The sequence below is a fragment of the Roseobacter ponti genome (assembly GCF_012932215.1).
GTDB lineage: Bacteria > Pseudomonadota > Alphaproteobacteria > Rhodobacterales > Rhodobacteraceae > Roseobacter > Roseobacter ponti.
The window spans coordinates 2,036,703-2,054,394 of the sequence record NZ_CP048788.1 but is presented as its reverse complement, the minus strand read 5'-3'; the positions used below and the strand labels follow the sequence as shown (position 1 = coordinate 2,054,394).

At 60.2% G+C, this 17,692-nt stretch carries 15 protein-coding genes and 2 tRNA genes; 12 read left to right on the top strand and 5 right to left on the bottom strand.

The features are described from left to right. Positions 1–167 precede the first annotated feature (167 nt). From G3256_RS09835 to G3256_RS09815, 5 genes are all read left to right on the top strand, one after another. Positions 168–243 (top strand) — tRNA-Val (locus G3256_RS09835). Positions 244–493: 250 nt separating this feature from the next. Beyond that, positions 494–775 carry a hypothetical protein gene (locus tag G3256_RS09830; protein WP_169640649.1) on the top strand — a complete coding sequence of 94 codons (282 nt, stop codon included), beginning with the start codon at positions 494–496 and terminating at the stop codon, positions 773–775. Positions 776–1,033: 258 nt separating this feature from the next. Next, complete coding sequence (locus G3256_RS19155; RefSeq protein WP_206040725.1) at positions 1,034–1,309, top strand: hypothetical protein; 276 nt, start codon at positions 1,034–1,036, stop codon at positions 1,307–1,309. 69 nt (positions 1,310–1,378) lie between these two features. Continuing rightward, the gene (locus tag G3256_RS09820) at positions 1,379–2,314 is read left to right on the top strand and encodes a pirin family protein (protein ID WP_169640647.1); all 936 of its coding nucleotides are present in this window, start codon (positions 1,379–1,381) and stop codon (positions 2,312–2,314) included. A 128-nt stretch (positions 2,315–2,442) separates the two neighbouring features. Continuing rightward, positions 2,443–2,519, top strand: a tRNA-Asp gene (locus G3256_RS09815). Between the two features lie 62 nt (positions 2,520–2,581). Here the strand turns inward: G3256_RS09815 and G3256_RS09810 are convergent. The 3 genes from G3256_RS09810 to G3256_RS09800 form a co-directional block, all read right to left on the bottom strand. Continuing rightward, on the bottom strand, positions 2,582–2,866 hold the full coding sequence (locus G3256_RS09810) for a hypothetical protein (RefSeq protein ID WP_169640646.1): 285 nt from the start codon (positions 2,864–2,866) through the stop codon (positions 2,582–2,584). 86 nt (positions 2,867–2,952) lie between these two features. Further along, positions 2,953–3,837: an alpha/beta fold hydrolase gene (locus G3256_RS09805; RefSeq protein WP_169640645.1), complete on the bottom strand. Its 885-nt coding sequence runs from the start codon at positions 3,835–3,837 to the stop codon at positions 2,953–2,955. Beyond that, positions 3,834–5,207, bottom strand: a complete 1,374-nt coding sequence (locus G3256_RS09800; protein ID WP_169640644.1) for a M20/M25/M40 family metallo-hydrolase — start codon at positions 5,205–5,207, stop codon at positions 3,834–3,836. The genes G3256_RS09805 and G3256_RS09800 overlap by 4 nt, the downstream gene beginning before the upstream one ends. Positions 5,208–5,417: 210 nt before the next feature. Between G3256_RS09800 and hemA the strand changes: the two genes are divergently transcribed. The 3 genes from hemA (at position 5,418) to ispG (ending at position 9,238) form a co-directional block, all read left to right on the top strand. After that, entirely contained in the window at positions 5,418–6,641 is a 1,224-nt protein-coding gene (gene hemA / locus G3256_RS09795) for a 5-aminolevulinate synthase (protein ID WP_169640643.1), read from the top strand. A 131-nt stretch (positions 6,642–6,772) separates the two neighbouring features. Next, the gene (locus G3256_RS09790; RefSeq protein WP_169640642.1) at positions 6,773–8,023 is read left to right on the top strand and encodes a helix-turn-helix domain-containing protein; all 1,251 of its coding nucleotides are present in this window, start codon (positions 6,773–6,775) and stop codon (positions 8,021–8,023) included. 87 nt (positions 8,024–8,110) lie between these two features. Next, the gene (gene ispG / locus G3256_RS09785; RefSeq protein ID WP_169640641.1) at positions 8,111–9,238 is read left to right on the top strand and encodes a flavodoxin-dependent (E)-4-hydroxy-3-methylbut-2-enyl-diphosphate synthase; all 1,128 of its coding nucleotides are present in this window, start codon (positions 8,111–8,113) and stop codon (positions 9,236–9,238) included. Between the two features lie 24 nt (positions 9,239–9,262). On the opposite strand, the gene G3256_RS09780 is transcribed toward ispG, so the two are convergent. Together G3256_RS09780 and G3256_RS09775 are read right to left on the bottom strand one after the other, a co-directional pair. Then, positions 9,263–10,009, bottom strand: a complete 747-nt coding sequence (locus G3256_RS09780) for a DsbA family protein (RefSeq protein ID WP_169642396.1) — start codon at positions 10,007–10,009, stop codon at positions 9,263–9,265. Positions 10,010–10,014: 5 nt separating this feature from the next. Next, entirely contained in the window at positions 10,015–11,346 is a 1,332-nt protein-coding gene (locus tag G3256_RS09775; RefSeq protein WP_169640640.1) for a M48 family metalloprotease, read from the bottom strand. A gap of 23 nt (positions 11,347–11,369) precedes the next feature. Here G3256_RS09775 and G3256_RS09770 point away from each other — a divergent pair, with 23 nt between their 5' ends. From G3256_RS09770 to prfB, 4 genes are all read left to right on the top strand, one after another. Next, a complete protein-coding gene (locus G3256_RS09770) occupies positions 11,370–12,512 on the top strand; it encodes a pyridoxal phosphate-dependent aminotransferase (RefSeq protein WP_169640639.1) in 1,143 nt (380 codons plus the stop codon). Positions 12,513–12,575: 63 nt separating this feature from the next. Continuing rightward, positions 12,576–13,790: an N-acetylmuramoyl-L-alanine amidase gene (locus tag G3256_RS09765; RefSeq protein ID WP_169640638.1), complete on the top strand. Its 1,215-nt coding sequence runs from the start codon at positions 12,576–12,578 to the stop codon at positions 13,788–13,790. A 94-nt stretch (positions 13,791–13,884) separates the two neighbouring features. Continuing rightward, a complete protein-coding gene (locus G3256_RS09760; RefSeq protein ID WP_169640637.1) occupies positions 13,885–16,443 on the top strand; it encodes a penicillin-binding protein 1A in 2,559 nt (852 codons plus the stop codon). A gap of 78 nt (positions 16,444–16,521) precedes the next feature. Then, positions 16,522–17,646, top strand: coding sequence for a peptide chain release factor 2 (gene prfB / locus G3256_RS09755; protein WP_169640636.1), 1,125 nt, complete (start codon positions 16,522–16,524; stop codon positions 17,644–17,646). The last annotated feature ends 46 nt before the right edge of the window (positions 17,647–17,692 follow it).

Sequence of the window (17,692 nt, the reverse complement as noted above, 5' to 3'; positions counted from 1 at the left end):
GCGCGGATCACCGTTGTATGCGCCGGGAAACCCCCGGACCGGTCGGCAGTCCCGCAACACAGCCCTGCACGCAAAGCAGGTCCTGACCTGCGGTCTGTGGGATAATCAATCCGGTATGCAACAGGGGCTTGAACCCTGCGCGCACATTGTCTAAACCGCATTTTATCGGGTCGTTAGCTCAGTTGGTAGAGCGCTTCGTTTACACCGAAGATGTCGGGAGTTCGAGCCTCTCACGACCCACCATGAAATCTGCATGATCTATCAGGCACATAGGAGACAGCTGGCGGGTTAAGCGCGTCCCTGTGCACTTTCGGATCGCGTGGGTTTGACAAAGGTTAGTACCAGTCTTCCCCTGACTGAAAGACATACAGGAAGCGTGCATTCGCGGAAATTTGCAGAAACCATTCCTGCAGGGGTTTGCGTCTTTTCAGTCAGGTGCTGCTGTGTCACGGTCAGCCCGGTCAGTGACTTTGATCAGAGGAAAGGTACCGCAATGATGCGCGGAAATCGGACGGGCGCACGCGCGCCGGAGGCCAGGGTCAGCAGCGAAGACAAAACGCTGAGCGCGCTCATGCACGATCTTGACAGACTGCCATCCGCAGAGCGAGGCGCCGCGGCCATCCGGATTGCGGCGGCTCTGATTGAGTACGGAGCGTTTGAACTCGCCGAGAGGCTTAAAAGTCGCGAGACAGGAGAGCTGATCAATCTGGCGGCAGCGTTGCAGCAATATGATCCTTTGAACCGCCGGACAGGCGTCCGGCAGGGGGGCTGCTGAACCCGGGGACCTGTCGCCCGGATACCCCTATTGTTGTATGAACCGGAGCATCACTCTCCTCAGGGTTGACAGGCGCCTTAAAGTAGGTAACCGTCTGCCTGACGCGGAGCATGCCGCGCTGACGGTTCAGACCCGGAATTCTCAACCGGTACCGGCGCAAAACGGCCGCCGTTCGCGCGCAGTGAAATGTGCGAACAGGCGATCAGATGGCCGCAGATATCTGCAGCGAGGCAGATCCGGAGCAGAGACAGGCACAATATGGCACAACCAGAGGCGAAGTGTGACAACAGTATAATTGACCTTCAGGCATCACTCAGGGCACTCAATCGGCTGCCCGGGTCTGAACGGGCGCCGCTCGCGATGCTGATTGCCTCGCACTTTCTGGAGTATGCAGCCTATGAGATGGCCGTGGCGCAGAATGCCGAAGAGGTCTCCGAAATCATCCTGATGGCCGCGCGCCTCGACATGGCCGCGCGCCGCCGCGCTGACGACGCGCTATCCGACATCAGCGCACAGATGCTCCGCGAACGGTAAGGCTTTGCGGTGTTGCCGCACACCTTTATCCTGTTATCTTAATCCTGAAGTTATTCAGGAGAACCGCCCGTGAGCTGGAACCCCGCCCTTGATCCCGACTGTCCCACCGGTGATGCAGTGGACGCCATCGAAACCGTCATCGTGCCGCGCGCGCGCGATCTGGGAGGTTTTGAGGTGCGCCGCGCGCTTCCCGCACCCAAGCGCCAGATGGTGGGCCCTTTCATCTTTTTCGACCAGATGGGCCCCGCGGAATTCGTCACCGGCAAAGGCATCGACGTGCGTCCGCATCCCCACATCGGTCTGGCCACTGTCACCTATCTTTACAAAGGCCGGATACACCACCGTGACAGTCTCGGCACCGATCAGTGGATCAACCCCGGTGCCGTGAACTGGATGGTCGCGGGCCACGGCATCACCCATTCGGAGCGCACAGACGGAGAGATCCGCAAACGCCCGCATGATCTTTTTGGCATCCAGACCTGGGTGGCCCTGCCGGAAGAGGCCGAAGATAACCCGGCGGATTTCCAGCATGCGGGAAGGGATGATCTTCCGGAACTGGAGGGGGAGGGCAAAACAGTCCGGCTGATCCTCGGTTCGGCCTGGGGTGAAACTGCGCCGGTAAAGACCTTTTCCGAGATGTTCTATGCCGATGCCGTACTGGAAGCGGGTGTGTCCATTCCGCTGCCTGACAATCACGAAGATCGGGGTGTCTATGTGACAGGCGGGCAGGTCACAGTCTCGGGCGACACCTTTGAGGCCGGACAGATGATGGTGTTCCGGCCAGGCGACCGCATTTCTCTGCGCGCCGGCAATCAGGGGGCGCGGCTGATGTTGCTGGGTGGGGCTACTCTGAACGGGCCACGTCATATCTGGTGGAATTTCGTGGCCTCTTCAAAAGACCGGATTGATGCTGCGAAAGAGGCGTGGCGGGCGGGGGACTGGGCCCATGGACGCTTTCAGCTGCCGCCCGGCGACGATCAGGAATTCATTCCCCTGCCGGAATAACGACCGGCCGGATCCGCGCGTCGGCAGGATTTCAGGGAATTTTCTGATTTTGTACCAAAGGCCGCTTGACGCGCCGCAGACTGCACAATAGTAGAACGGGACGCGCCGCGGGAGTGGCGCTGCAGTGGGCGGTTGTAGCTCAGTTGGTTAGAGTACCGGCCTGTCACGCCGGGGGTCGCGGGTTCGAGCCCCGTCAACCGCGCCACCGCTGCTTAAAAAGGCCTCGCGCAAGCGGAGGCCTTTTTTGTTTCCGGTTTGGGAACCAGGTCAGGACCAGTCAGCGATCACGTCAAAACCGTGCGCTTCGGGCGCCGCCTCAAGGTGCTCTGTAAATGCGGACCACAGTGCCGCGACCTTGTCGGCATTGCCCTCCGAGGTCTCGCGGCTGTCCACCAGAGAAATTACGCAGCCGCTGCCATCCTCGTTCATTGTATTGATAAAACGGACCATTCCGGGCAGCGCCATGATCTTTGGCTTCATCTGATCCAGCATGGATTTCGCCACGTCCACGGACCCCGGTTTCATCTTGTAATGTGTTATACGTGCAAACATCTGTCCCTGTTCCTTTTGTTGTGTAACAGGGGAAATATCACATTTCAGGCCCGTTCTGCCCGCATTTCGTACCGTGTCCGGGCGATTCAACCGACGCGTGAGAGAAAAGGTCTGAGTGCTGCGAGGGTTTCTGCGGGGTTCTGATCGATGAAAAAGTGTCCGCCCGGAACCGGTTGCGCGCTCAAATCCGACAGCCGGTCTGCCCAGGTTGCCGCCACATCATAAGCCTGCGCCATCGCGCCCTGCGCCCCGAAGAGCACAAGGGAAGGGCAGGTGACCCGCCGGTCGAGATCGGCCGCATCGAGGTCAAAATCCACCTGCAGGGCAGCACGGTAGTCAGCACACATGCTGCGGATGGTTTCCGGGTTGCGCCAGGCGTGCCGGTATGCGGCGAGCGCGCCCGGATTGAAATCACTCAGCTGTGCGGCACCCCAGCCCAGAAGACAGCTCTCGAAATAGGCATCCGGGTCATGGCCGATGAGAGTTTCGGGAAAAGGTGCCGGCTGCGCCAGGAAAAACCAGTGATAATAGGCTGTAGCCACTTCGCGCGTCAGCTGATTAAGTAGCAGGTGCGTGGGCACGATATCCATCACCGTCAGGCTCGCGACCCGCTCAGGTGCATCAAGCGCCAGCCGGTGCGCTACCCGCCCGCCACGGTCATGTCCGACGACGTGAAACTGCCCGTGCCCCAGGGCGTCCATCAGAGCAACCTGATCCGCCGCCATGTGCCGAAAGCTGTAAGGCTCTGTTCCGCCCGGCTTGCCGCTGGCGCCATACCCGCGCAGATCAGGCGCGACCACCTTATAATCCGCAGCCAGCGCGGGCGCCACCTGATGCCACATCGCATGGGTCTGAGGAAAGCCGTGCAACAGAAGGACAGGGGGCCCGGTCCTGCCGCCCGTAGCGACGCAGATTTCAGTCTGGCCGCACAGGATGCTGCGGGTCTCAAATCCTTTGATATGCCCGGTCATGAGGTGAAGGCAGCAAGGATGCGTGCCCAGCTGCGCATACCCTTGTGAAAGCTTTCGACGTCATATTTTTCGTTCGGTGAATGCAGCCCGTCATCGTCTTTGCCGAAACCGATAAGCATCGGCGGTGTGTCCAGCAGGTCCTGAAAGTAACCTGCGATCGGGATGGAACCGCCGCTGCCGGTATAGGCGGCAGGAACGCCCCATTCCTCGGTCAGAGCGGCAAGGGCGGTATCGAACCGGGCGTCGGTTTGCCTGATCTGAAACGCGGGGCTCGCACCATGATTGACAAAGCTGACGCTGCAGTCCGGGGGCAGCATGCCCTCGATCATCGCAATCAGGTTTTGTCGGATTGCCAGCGGATCCTGCGTGCCGACAAGCCGGAAGCTGATTTTGCACGATGCTCTGGACGGCAGGACCGTCTTGAACCCTTCGCCGGTATAGCCGCCGGTGATGCCGTTCACTTCGCAGGTCGGGCGGGCCCAGAGCATCTCCAGCGGAGTGCGGTCCTGTTCGCCGGCAGGATGCGACAGCCCGACATCTCCCAGAAACGCCGCATGATCAAAGTCAAGCGCCTGCCACTGTGCACGCACCTCGTCGCTGAGTTCGGGCACACCGTCGTAAAATCCGGGGATGGTGATACGGCCTGTGTCGTCATGCAGCGCGGCAATACAGCGGCTCAGCACCCGGATCGGGTTGATCGCGGCGCCGCCGAACAGCCCTGAGTGCAGATCGATGTCCGGGCCTGTGATGGTGATCTCTTCCTGCAGCATGCCGCGCAGCATCACCTCAATGCCAGGCACCCGGGATTCAAAGAGGCCTGTGTCACAGATCAGCGCCAGGTCGGCCCGCAGCTCTTCTGCGTTCTCTTTCATGAACGGAACCAGAGAGGGCGAGCCGCTTTCTTCTTCGCCCTCGAAAAAGAACGTCATTTTGCAGGGCAGGCTGCCGTGAACCGCAATCCAGGCTCGACAGGCTTCGACGAAAGTCATCAGCTGGCCCTTGTCATCTGCCGTTCCGCGGCCACGGATCACCCGGCCTTTGGGTGTATCTTCGATCTGCGGATCGAAAGGGTCGTTGTGCCAGAGTTCAATCGGATCAACAGGTTGAACGTCGTAATGACCGTAAAACAGCAGGTGCGGACCTGGCCCGTCCACATGGGCCACAACCATCGGATGCCCGGGCGTCGGGCGCTTTACGGCTTCAATCCCCATGCTTTGCAGATCCCGGACAAGCCAGTCAGCAGCAGCGTCGCAATCCGCCTTATAGGCCGGATCGGTCGAGATGGACGGGATGCGCAGCAGCGCTTTGAGCCGCTCAAGGGCCTGCGGAAGGTCGGCATCGATACGGGACAGAACAGCATCCGAAGACATGGGAAAAATCCTTTTAATGGCGGTTTTCGCACCGTATCAGCGTGGCAACGGGTGTCCAGTGAGGGGCCCGGTCGGGCCGTGGGCTTTGATCTCAATCAAAGCTGCGACAAGCTGCGCCGTCTAGAGATGTTGATCAACAGCGTTCTGACCTGTAACTAAATGCTAACGGCCGGTGCGAAAGCTGCGCACAGGATCAAGGAGACTGCCCGGGTGGATTATAACGATCAGTTGGATCAGGCGATTGCGCGTCTGCATGATGAGGGCCGGTACCGGACCTTTATCGATATTGAACGCAGTAACGGGCAGTTCCCGCATGCTGTCCGCACCCGACCCGATGGCAGCAGGCAGAACATTACCGTCTGGTGTGGCAATGACTATCTGGGCATGGGCCAGCACCCTGTCGTGCTTGAAGCCATGCATGAAGCGCTTGAGGCCACCGGCGCAGGCTCGGGTGGCACCCGTAATATCTCCGGCACCACAGTGTATCATAAGCGTCTGGAGGCTGAACTGGCCGATCTGCACGGCAAAGAAGCGTCGCTCCTTTTTACCTCAGCCTATATCGCCAATGACGCAACGCTCTCGACGCTGCCCAAATTATTTCCGGGCCTGATTATTTATTCCGATGCGCTTAATCATGCATCAATGATCGAAGGAGTGCGGCGAAACGGTGGCGCAAAGCGCATCTTCCGGCACAACGATGTGGCCCATCTGCGTGAACTGCTGGAGGCTGATGATCCTGCCGCACCGAAGCTGATTGCCTTCGAATCGATCTACTCTATGGACGGTGATTTCGGGCCGATTGAGGCGCTCTGTGATCTCGCGGACGAGTTCGGCGCGCTGACCTATATTGATGAGGTGCATGCGGTCGGGATGTACGGCCCGCGCGGCGCCGGTGTGGCCGAGCGCGACCGTCTGATGCATCGGCTCGATATCATTAACGGCACACTCGCCAAAGCCTATGGTGTCATGGGCGGATATATCGCCGCGTCGGCGAAAATGTGTGACGCCATAAGGTCTTATGCGCCGGGCTTCATCTTCACTACGTCACTGCCGCCCGCTGTTGCGGCCGGTGCTGCGGCTTCTGTCGCCTTTCTGAAGCGCTCGCCGGAGTTGCGCGAGGCGCACCAGACCCAGGCCCGCATCCTGAAGTTGCGTCTAAAGAGCCTTGGCCTGCCGATTATCGATAACGGGAGCCATATCGTGCCCGTGATGGTGGGTAATCCGGTGCATACCAAGCTGCTCAGCGACATGCTGCTTGATGATCATGGCATTTACGTGCAGCCGATTAACTTCCCGACGGTGCCACGCGGCACTGAGCGCTTGCGTTTTACGCCCTCTCCGGTACACGGACCCGGAGAAATGGATGCTCTGGTGCGGGCAATGGACGGACTTTGGTCACATTGTGCGCTAAATCGTGCCGAACAGGCAGGCTAAGCAAGGCCCTGATGTAATTGGAATTGTCTTGTGTTAACCTGACTTAAACAAGAAGCCGGATACGAATCGTTGGGACGATTTCAATCCGACTCAGGGCGGTCAGGCAGACACGGGGAAGACAGGGCAGACATATGATCGGGCGCAAGCACTCAAAGAGTGTGGAAGAAAAAGTCGAACGTAAAGCGTTCGATGATTTTGAATTGCGTCTGGGTGATGTCATGCGCGGCGAACGCGCCACCATGGGCAAATCCCTGCTCGATGTGCAGCGTGAACTGCGCATCAAAGCCTCTTATATCGCCGCCATCGAAAACTGTGACCCCGATGCTTTTGACACGCCCGGCTTTATTGCCGGCTACGTGCGGTCATATGCGCGGTATCTGGGCATGAACCCCGATCAGGCCTTTGATACCTTTTGTGAGGAGAGCGGCTTCTCCGTCGCGCACGGGATGTCTGCTGAGGCCTCCGTTGTGCGCAAGACCGGCAAATCAACACCATCGCGTGCCGCGCGTGAGGCCGATATGTTCAGCCGGCCCGGAACGCCCTTTGTGCCGACAGGCGACAGCATCTGGTCACGCATTGAACCCGGAGCCGTGGGTTCTGTGGTTGTTCTGCTGGCACTGATTTCCGGCATTGGCTACGGCGGCTGGACCGTGCTTCAGGAAGTGCAGAAGGTTCAGGTCGCACCTGTCGATCAGACACCCGTCGTGCTCTCGGATCTCGACCCGCTCGACGGCATACTGTCCGGCGCGCCTGAGACGACGTTTTCCGGAGATCTGCCGGGCAGCACAGATACCGCCGCAGCACTTGAGCGTCTGTACCGGCCCCAGGCGCTGGATGTGCCGGTTCTGGTAGCACGCGATGCTCCGATCTCCACCATCGACCCGCGAACCATCGGTAATTTCACGCCACCCGAAAACCCGCCCCCCGCTGCTGCACGTGCCTACAGCTCCTTTGACGAGGCCATTGCATCAAGCATCGCGGCATTTCCCGAAGCAACTCCGTCAGAGTTGCCGGTTCCGAAAGTTTCCGAAGAGCCGGGACCGGCTCTGCGCATGGTTGCAGTGCGGCCCTCATGGGTGCGCGTGCGCGCGGCCGACGGCACTGTCATCTTCGAGACAATCATGGAACCGGGTGACACCTGGGACGCGCCCGTCGGAGAAGAGCCTCCGACCCTGCGCACCGGCGAGAGCGGTGCGATCTATTTTGCGCTCAGCGGTGAATATTACGGCCCCGTCGGGCAGACCGGCGTGATCACCTCCAACCTTGCGCTTGACGTGGAATCGCTCAAATCGTCCTACAGCATCGCAGATCTTACATCTGACGAAGCACTTGCGACAACTGTCGTAGAACTGCAGACATCTGTCGCTTCCGAAAACCAATAAACTGATAGGAAACGGCCAGGGGCCATTGCGGCCTTCTGCGCGACTGTCTATTTTGCGTGACAGATGAAATGTTCCGAGGTGCGTCAGATGTCGCTCAATCACGTCCGTCCATGGCGCAATATCTACCGGCGCAAATCGCGTCAGATCATGGTTGGTAGTGTTCCTGTTGGCGGTGATGCTGCGATCACGGTGCAGACCATGACGAACACACTGACCACGGACGTTAAAGCGACCATCGCACAGATTCAGGCCGCCACCGATGCCGGCGCTGATATCGTTCGGGTATCGGTCCCGGATGAGGCCTCATCAAAAGCCTTGCGTGAAATCGTGCCCGAAGTGTCAGTCCCGATCGTCGCGGACATTCACTTCCACTATAAGCGCGGGATCGAGGCCGCCGAGGCCGGTGCGGCCTGCCTGCGGATCAACCCGGGCAACATCGGCGACGAAAAACGCGTGCGCGAAGTGATCAAAGCGGCGCGGGATCACAACTGCTCCATCCGGATCGGCGTCAATGCGGGCAGTCTGGAGAAGCATCTGCTGGAGAAATACGGCGAACCCTGTCCGGACGCGATGGTCGAAAGCGGTCTCGATCACATCAAAATCCTGCAGGATAACGACTTTCATGAGTTCAAGATCAGCTGCAAAGCCTCTGATGTCTTTATGGCCGCCGCGGCTTATCAGCAATTGGCTGAGGCGACCGATGCGCCGATCCATCTGGGCATCACCGAGGCCGGCGGGCTCACCTCCGGCACGATCAAATCGGCCATCGGTCTTGGAAATCTGCTGTGGATGGGGATTGGCGACACGATTCGTGTCAGCCTTTCCGCCGATCCGGTCGAAGAGGTGAAGGTCGGCTATGAAATCCTGAAATCGCTCGGGCTGCGACACCGGGGTGTGAACATCATCAGTTGTCCCAGCTGTGCGCGCCAGGGTTTTGATGTGATCAGAACGGTTGAAAAGCTCGAACAGCGACTGGAGCATATCAGGACACCGATGAGCCTCAGCATCATCGGTTGCGTCGTAAACGGCCCCGGCGAGGCGCTGATGACGGACGTGGGCTTTACGGGAGGTGGCAACGGGGCAGGGATGGTCTATCTCGCCGGTAAGCAGAGCCACAAGCTCAGCAACGATCAGATGGTTGAGCACATCGTCGAGCAGGTCGAGAAAAAAGCCGCCGAACTGGACGCGGCGGCTGTGGCGGACGCGGCTGAATAGTCCGCGCCAGGTTTTCGCGTGCGGTCAGCCGCGCAGATCATCCACCAGCATCTGCATCTGATCGTATTCGACAAAGCCGCGCACCAGCTGGTCGCCCATCACGAATGTGGGCGTGCCACCGATCTGAAGACGCTGCGCCAGTGCGCGATTGGCGCGGATTTTTTCCGATATCTCTTCAGAGCCCATGCGCGCCTCGATAGCATCCAGATCAAGATCAAAAGGCTCGGCGACGCGGCGCAGGCTGGCGATATCCACCGGTCCTCCATAGGCCATCAGCGCATCATGGATCGATTTGTAGGCCTCGTCGCCCGCAACATCCTTGGTTGCCATGGCGAAACGTGACGCCAGCACGGATTCCTCCCCGAGGATAGGGAATTCCTTGACGATGAACCGGATATTGCCGTCGTTTTTCAGCAGTGTTTCCACCTCATTTACCGCGCGTTTACAAAAGCCGCAGCGATAATCCATGAACTCGACCACGGTGATGTCGCCGTCCGGATTGCCGCCAACCCAGGAGAACCCGTCGTTAAAGAGCGCATCCGCGTTATCGGAAACGAGCGACAGATCAGCCTCTGCCTGGGCTGCGGCGCGCTGCTCTTCGAGGGCGTTTACAGCTTCCATAATCACCTGCGGGTTTTCCAGCAGGTACGTGCGCACCTGAGCGCCGAATTCCGCGCGTTCCTCATCCGACATCGCACCGATGTCAAAGGCGGCAACCGGTGCAGCGAGGGTCACGGCCAGCAGTCCCGGCAGTATCATTTTCTTCAGCATCACAATCATCTCCGTTTGGCGGCACGTTCTGCCGCAATCACAATATCCTGGGCCCTTTGCCAGGGGCCTGATCCTTTATCCAGCAACCCCGACGCCCGTCGGGCATGAATGCCGGCATCTTCCATACGGCCGCGCAGCGCATAGCGCTCAGCCGTCACCAGCGACGCCATACCGTTCTGACCTGAGCGCGCATAGGCCACAGACAGGTCACGCAGCATCGAGCCATCGCGAAAATCTATTGTGCGCGCTCTCTCAAGCGCGCGTTTTGCCCCGGCGATATCGTCCTGTACTAGCAGAGCACGGCCATATCCAGACAAAATCAGGGCATCATTCGGTGCAAGTTCCACGGCGCGGCGCCAGGCCGCAGCGGCTGCCGGAAAACTGCGCGTCTCAAAGAGGATCTGTGCGCGCTGATCATGCAGGAAAGGGTCGGTGGGCCGCATCGCGATGGCCGCATCAATCGCGCGCAACGCCTGTTTCGTACGTGACTGCCGATGCTCGGCCACGGCTTCGCGCAACAGCCTTACATCCTGATAAGGGGTTTCGCCCAGCCGGCGCAGTGTCCATTTGGGCGCCCGTGTGTAAGCGCTGAGTTTGCCGCGCACGCGCGAAAACCAGTAGGCCGCCGTCTGGTCAGGCGCGCCGGTATCACCGTAGGCTGCGACATAACCTTCAACGGCACGCAGCCTGTCTCGCGACAGCGGGTGGCTGCGCAGGTAAGGATCCTGCCGGGTTTCCGCGAGAACTTCCTGGCCACGGAAGATTTCCAGCACATCCATCATGCCAACAGGCGACACGCCTGCGGTTTTCATGAACCGGACGCCGGACTGATCAGCCGAGGCTTCCTCGGCACGGGTATGGCGGAAAAAACGTCCCATCGCGGCACTTTGCGTGCCCAGAGCAAGGCCACTGGCTGCTGCCCCGTTTCCGGTGGCCGCAGCGACAGCTGCCAGCGCCAGACCAATACCCGAGGCCGTGCGCGCGCTGGAGAGATTACCCATCCTGCGCGTCAGGTGGCCATTGGCAATATGGGCTGCTTCATGCGCGATCACGCCCTGCAGCATGGCGGCCGTTTCCATCCGGTTGATCAACCCGTAGTGCAGAAAAATTGCGTCATTACTGATCACGAAGGCATTCAGCGAGTTGTCATTGACCACGAGGATTTTCACCCGGGACGGGCTCAGCCCCGCAGCCGACAGGATCGGCGCCGCCAGCTGTTTCAGCCCGTATTCCAAATCCGAATCGCGCAGTAACCCCTGCGCCAGCGCAGGAGCCGCCATAAGCCACAGCGCGAGCAGCGGTATTGACGCGCGCCGGAATACACGTTGAAAGGTCATGAGCGCAGTAAGGAGTGAAAAACATGCGGGTTTCAAGGCGTTCATCGGTTGATCCCTTCATTGTGATGGATGTGATGGAGGCCGCGCGCCGGGCCGAGGCCGCCGGCCGTCACATTATCCACATGGAAGTAGGTCAGCCCGGGACCGGCGCGCCGCGTGCCGCGACCGACGCTCTGACACGGGCCATGACCGACGGGCCGCTGGGATATACTGTGGCCCTCGGTCTGCCGGCGCTGCGCGCGCGGATCGCTCAGCTTTACGGCGAATGGTACAACGTCGATCTCAGTCCTGACCGCGTGGTGATCACGCCCGGTTCCTCAGGCGGGTTTCTGCTCGCTTTCACTGCCCTTTTTGACACCGGGGACCGCGTGGGCATCGGGGCACCCGGTTATCCCAGTTACCGCCAGATTCTCAGCGCCCTTGATCTTACGCCGGTTGACCTGCAGACCGCGCCGGAAAACCGCCTGCAACCTGTGGCGGCGGATATCGCAGGGCTTGATCTTGCCGGCCTGATGGTTGCCTCGCCGGCCAATCCCACCGGAACCATGCTGGACCGCACAGCCATGCAGGCGCTGACCGGGGCGACCGCAGAACAGAATGCCGCCTTCATCTCGGATGAGATTTATCATGGCATCGAATATGAGGCCAAAGCCGTCTCGGTTCTCGAAATCACCGATGAGGCCTATGTCATCAATTCATTCTCCAAGTATTTCAGCATGACCGGCTGGCGGATCGGCTGGATGGTGGTGCCGGAAGACCATGTGCGCGTGATCGAGCGCATCGCCCAGAACATGTTTATCTGTGCACCGCACGCCAGCCAGATCGCCGCTCTTGCGGCAATGGATGAAACTGCAGAGCTTGACGAAAACCTGCGCGTTTATCGCGAGAACCGCGCGCTGATGCTCGCCGGGCTGCCGGCGGCCGGCTTTACCCGCATCGCACCGCCCGACGGCGCTTTCTATGTCTATGCCGACGTCACGGATCTGACCGATGACAGCCGCACCTTTGCCGCTGAAATACTTGAAAAAGCGGGGGTGGCGGTAACGCCGGGCCTCGATTTTGATCCGGTACGCGGGCACGGCACGCTGCGGTTTTCGTATGCGCGCTCCGCCAGCGACATCGCCGAAGGTCTTGAGCGGCTGAAAGCCTTTATGCAAAACCGCTGATTGGGGGATTCCCCGACAGCGCAGCTTGCGGTAAGCTGCCGCAAAAAGCAGGCAGATGAGCAGATGATCCGACAGGTTGTGGCAGCCGCCCTCGTGGCATGCGTGACGGCGTTTTCGGCCGGCGCAGAGCAGAGCACAGACGAGGCCCGCATTGATGTGCAGCAAAGCGGCAGTGCGCCGGGCTGGTTTGGCCGGACGGGTTTTCAGGTATCGCTGAGCCGCGGGGTGCCGTATCGCGTGTTCACGCTGGATAACCCCGCGCGTCTGGTGATTGATTTCCGTGAAACGGACTGGACAGGTGTGCGCGCCGACGACCTGCAGAAAGGCACCGATCTTTTGCAGGAGATCAGGGTCGGCGTCTATCAGCCGGGCTGGTCGCGCCTCGTTGCATCCCTTACAGAAACGGCTTTGCCGCGTGACATCGGCATGACGATCGATCCCGATACCGGTCGCGCCATGCTGCAGATGACATTTCACCCGACGCCTGCGGAAGAGTTTGCCGCAGCAGCAGGCGTGCCCGATACCGCACTGTGGCCGCGCGAGGATGTGGCATCATCCGTCGCGCCAAAGATGGATGACCGTTTCGTGGTGGCGATTGATCCGGGTCACGGCGGCATCGATCCGGGCGCCGAACGCGGCGGAGTGACGGAAAAAGAGCTGATGCTGGAGTTTGCGTTTGAGCTGCGCGAGGTGCTGAGTGCCGCAGGCGTCAGGGTGGCGCTGACACGCGACCGCGACGTCTTTGTCTCGCTCAGCGCGCGCGTGGCGCGGGCTCACCAGGCCCGGGCGGATGTTTTTTTGTCGCTGCACGCTGACGCACTCGAGCAGGGGGGGGCACATGGGGCAACGGTTTATGTGCTGTCAGAGGAGGCCAGCGACAAGGCGTCGGGCCAGCTCGCAGCGCGCCACAACCGGGCGGATATCATCGCCGGCGCGGATCTGACGGGTTCTGACGATCAGGTAGCCGGCATTCTGCTTGATCTGGCACGTCAGGAAACCGAGCCGCGCACCGATGCACTGGCCGGGCTGCTGATCCGCGGCATGACCCGTGCGGGTGGTCCGATGAACAACCGGCCCCTGCGCCGCGCAGGCTTCTCTGTGCTGAAATCCGCCGACATCCCGTCGGTTCTTATCGAAGTGGGGTTTCTGTCCAGCGCTCGGGATCTGGAAAATCTGCGCCGCCCGGAATGGCGCGCGCAGATGGTCGCCGCCCTTGCAGGGAGCCTGCTGGAGTGGCGTGCGCAGGATCTCGCCCGCCGGGCCCATTTGCGCCAGTAACAATTCTGCGCGCGCCGGCGCATCGCTTTGACCATTGCGCAGCCAGTGCTTATATGTTGATGCACTCCAGCAGTGCACAAAAAAGGCGACCCTCTTGTTCCGGTTTATTCTGTCATTTCTTGGCGGCATCTTCACCACAATCACCATGGCCATCGGCATGGTAGCGCTGACGGTGGGTGCGGTTTTCTGGGTATATGGCCGTGACCTGCCAAGCCACGAGTCGCTGGCGCAGTATTCGCCACCGACGATCAGCCGGATTTATTCCGGCCAGGGCCAGATCATCGATGAGTTCGCGACCGAGCGGCGGCTCTTTGCCCCGGCGGAAACCATCCCGGATCTGGTGAAACAGGCGTTTATTTCGGCCGAGGACAAAAACTTTTACGAACACGACGGATATGATCTGCGCGGTATCGGTGCAGCGGCCATTGATGCTGTGCGCTCGCGCGGCCAGGATGTGCGAGGAGCGTCGACGATCACCCAGCAGGTGATGAAAAACTTCCTGCTGTCGGGCGACCGGCGCGCGGAACGTAAAATCAAAGAGATCATCCTGGCGGCACGCCTCGAAGAAACCCTGAGCAAAGAGAAGATTCTTGAGCTCTATCTCAATGAGATTTTCCTCGGTCAGAACTCCTATGGTGTGGCCGCAGCCGCACAGACCTATTTCAATAAACCGCTGATCGATCTGGAACCGCATGAGGCGGCTTTCCTCGCCTCGCTGCCCAAGGCGCCGAGTGATTATCACCCTGTGCGCCAGAAAGAACGTCTGCTGGCCCGGCGAAACTTCGTTCTCAAAGAGATGATGGAGAACGGATACATCACCACCGCCGCCTATGAGCAGGAACGCAACGCCCCGCTGCGCTCTGTGCAGAACGGTGACTTTGAGAGCTTCAAAGAGATCCTGCCGCCCCGCGATTACTTTACCGACGAAATCCGCCGGCAGCTCAGCGAAGATTTCGGCGAAGGTGAGTTTTTTACAGGCGGTCTGACCGTGCGCGCCACCATTGATCAGGAAATGCAGCCGATTGCCGCGGAATCGCTGCGCCGCGAGCTTGAGGCCTACGACCGCAAGCAGGGCATTTTCCGCGAAGCCCGGGTAAAGATTGCCCCCGAAGAGCTCGGCTCCGAAGAGGCCTGGCGCGCGGCGCTGAGTGCCGCGAAAATTGCACGGGACATTGAGCTTGATGGCCCGTGGTACCCGGCGGTTGTCCTGTCGCTTGGCGGCGGCAACGCACGGATCGGCATTGAGAATGTCGAAGACGATGCAGAAGGCCACTTTGTCGCTGCACGCGACGTGACCTGGGCCCGCAAACGGAGCAGGGACGGCAAAACCGGGCCCAAAGCTGATGCCGTAAGTGATCTGCTGGACGTGGGCGATGTGGTGCATGTGCGCGCGATCACCTCCGATGAGGACGGCAGTTTCGTACGCTGGTCGCTGCGCCAGGTGCCTGAAGTGCAGGGTGGTTTCGTGGCAATGGATGTGAACACCGGCCGCGTGATTGCGATGCAGGGCGGATTTTCCTATCAGTCGAGCGTCTTCAACCGTGCGACCCAGGCGCGCCGGCAGCCGGGTTCGAGCTTTAAGCCGTTTGTCTATGCCTCCGCACTCGACAGCGGGTACACGCCCGCCACCATCATTGTCGACGCGCCCATCGAAATTGACACGCCCCAGGGCCTGTGGCGTCCGCGCAATGCCTCTAATGAGTTCTACGGGCCGACGCCGCTGCGCACGGGCATCGAACGGTCCCGGAACCTGATGACAATCCGTCTGGCCCAGGAAGTTGGTATGGACGTGGTCGCGCGCTATGCCGAACGGTTTGGCGTTTACGACAATATGGGTACTTTCCTGGCCAACGCACTGGGGTCCGAAGAGACCACGCTCTACCGGATGGTTGCAGCCTATGCGATGTTCGCAAACGGCGGCGAGCGGGTGCAGCCGACCCTGGTGGACCGCGTCCAGGACCGTTATGGCAAAACCATCTACCGGCACGATGACCGCTATTGCGGGGATTGTGCGGAAACCGGTCTGCGTCCCGGCGTGGCACCGAAAATCGTCTCAAACCGCGAACGCGTCATGGACCCGATCACAGCCTATCAGCTGACCTCGATGATGCGCGGCGTGGTGGAGCGTGGCACGGCATCGCGCACCGTGAACCTGCCGGTGCCAACGGCGGGTAAAACCGGCACGACGAACGACGCGAAGGACGTGTGGTTTGTTGGTTTCACCAGCAATATCGTGGCCGGGTGCTATATCGGATATGACCAGCCGCGCGGGCTGGGACGCGGCGCGTCAGGCGGTGGCATGTGCGGCCCTGTGTTCCAGCGTTTCATGCAGGAAGCGACCAAAAAATATGGCGGTGGCCCGTTCGAGATCCCGCCGGGTGGCCGGTTCATCAAGATCGACCGTTTCACCGGTGCCCGTCTTGGGGATGAAGCATCCGGCGAAGCGGTTGTGGCGGAGTATTTCCGCTCCGGCGAAGAGCCGATATTTGGTCTGATGTATGACGGCGGCTTTGCCATGGGGGCAGATCTGCCGCTCTTTGAAGAGGTCGGGCAAAGCCAGCAGGGACAGCAGGTGACCACATCAACCGGCGACACGGTAACGGTGGGCCCCAACGCGGGCTTTGGCACCATCAGTTCCGGCGGGCTCTACTGACATCTGCCCGCCCCGGCGCTTGCTGCTGCGCAGGCGCTGGTCTATCACATCCTGACCATATCCAGCCGAGGCTCACCCATGCGCGCAGACGCACAGAATACTGTCGAACAGATCAAGAAATCCCTGAACCTTCTGGCGCAGCGGATGGATATTGAAACGGCACCGCACCGGCTTGAGGAATTTAACGCCCGCGTTGAGGACCCGAACCTCTGGGACGACCCGGAAGCCGCGCAGAAACTGATGCGCGACCGGCAGATGCTCGTGGACGCGATGGAAACCTATGAGACCATCCGGCAGGATCTTGCAGACAACAGCGAGCTGATTGAGCTTGGTGAGATGGAAGAGGACGAAGAGGTTATCTCAGATGCCGAAGCTGCTCTGAAATCGCTGGCCCGCAAAGCCGCGCAGAAAGAGCTCGAAGCGCTGCTGAACGGCGAGGCGGACAGCAATGACACCTTCCTCGAAGTTAATGCCGGCGCCGGCGGCACCGAAAGCTGCGACTGGGCCTCGATGCTGGCCCGGATGTATGTCCGCTGGGCCGAGAAAAAGGGCTATAAGGTCGAGCTGCAGGCGATGAGTGACGGCGAAGAGGCCGGCATCAAATCTGCGACCTATAAGATAAGCGGCATGAACGCCTATGGCTGGCTGAAATCGGAAAGCGGCGTGCACCGGCTGGTGCGTATCTCACCCTTTGACAGCGCCGCCAAACGGCACACATCCTTCAGCTCGGTCTGGGTCTACCCGGTTGTGGATGACAACATCGAAATTGAGGTGAGCCCGTCGGATATCCGCATCGATACCTACCGGTCGTCAGGTGCAGGCGGTCAGCACGTGAACACCACCGATTCGGCGGTGCGGATCACCCACGCACCGACCGGCATCGTGGTCACCAGCTCTGAGAAATCACAGCACCAGAACCGCGACATCGCGATGAAAGCGCTGAAATCGCGGCTTTATCAGCTCGAACTCGACCGGCGCAACGCCGCGATCAACGAAGCGCATGAAAACAAGGGCGATGCAGGTTGGGGCAACCAGATCCGGTCGTATGTTCTGCAGCCCTATCAGATGGTCAAAGACCTGCGCACCAACTTTGAGACCTCAGACACCAAGGGTGTTCTCGACGGGGATCTCGATGGCTTCATGGCCGCGACCCTGGCGCTGGATGTGTCGGGCAAATCGCGGGCCGAAGCCCAGGGCGACTGACTGTGACAGGGGGAAATCCCCGGTCACCTCGCGGTGCTGTTCTGCC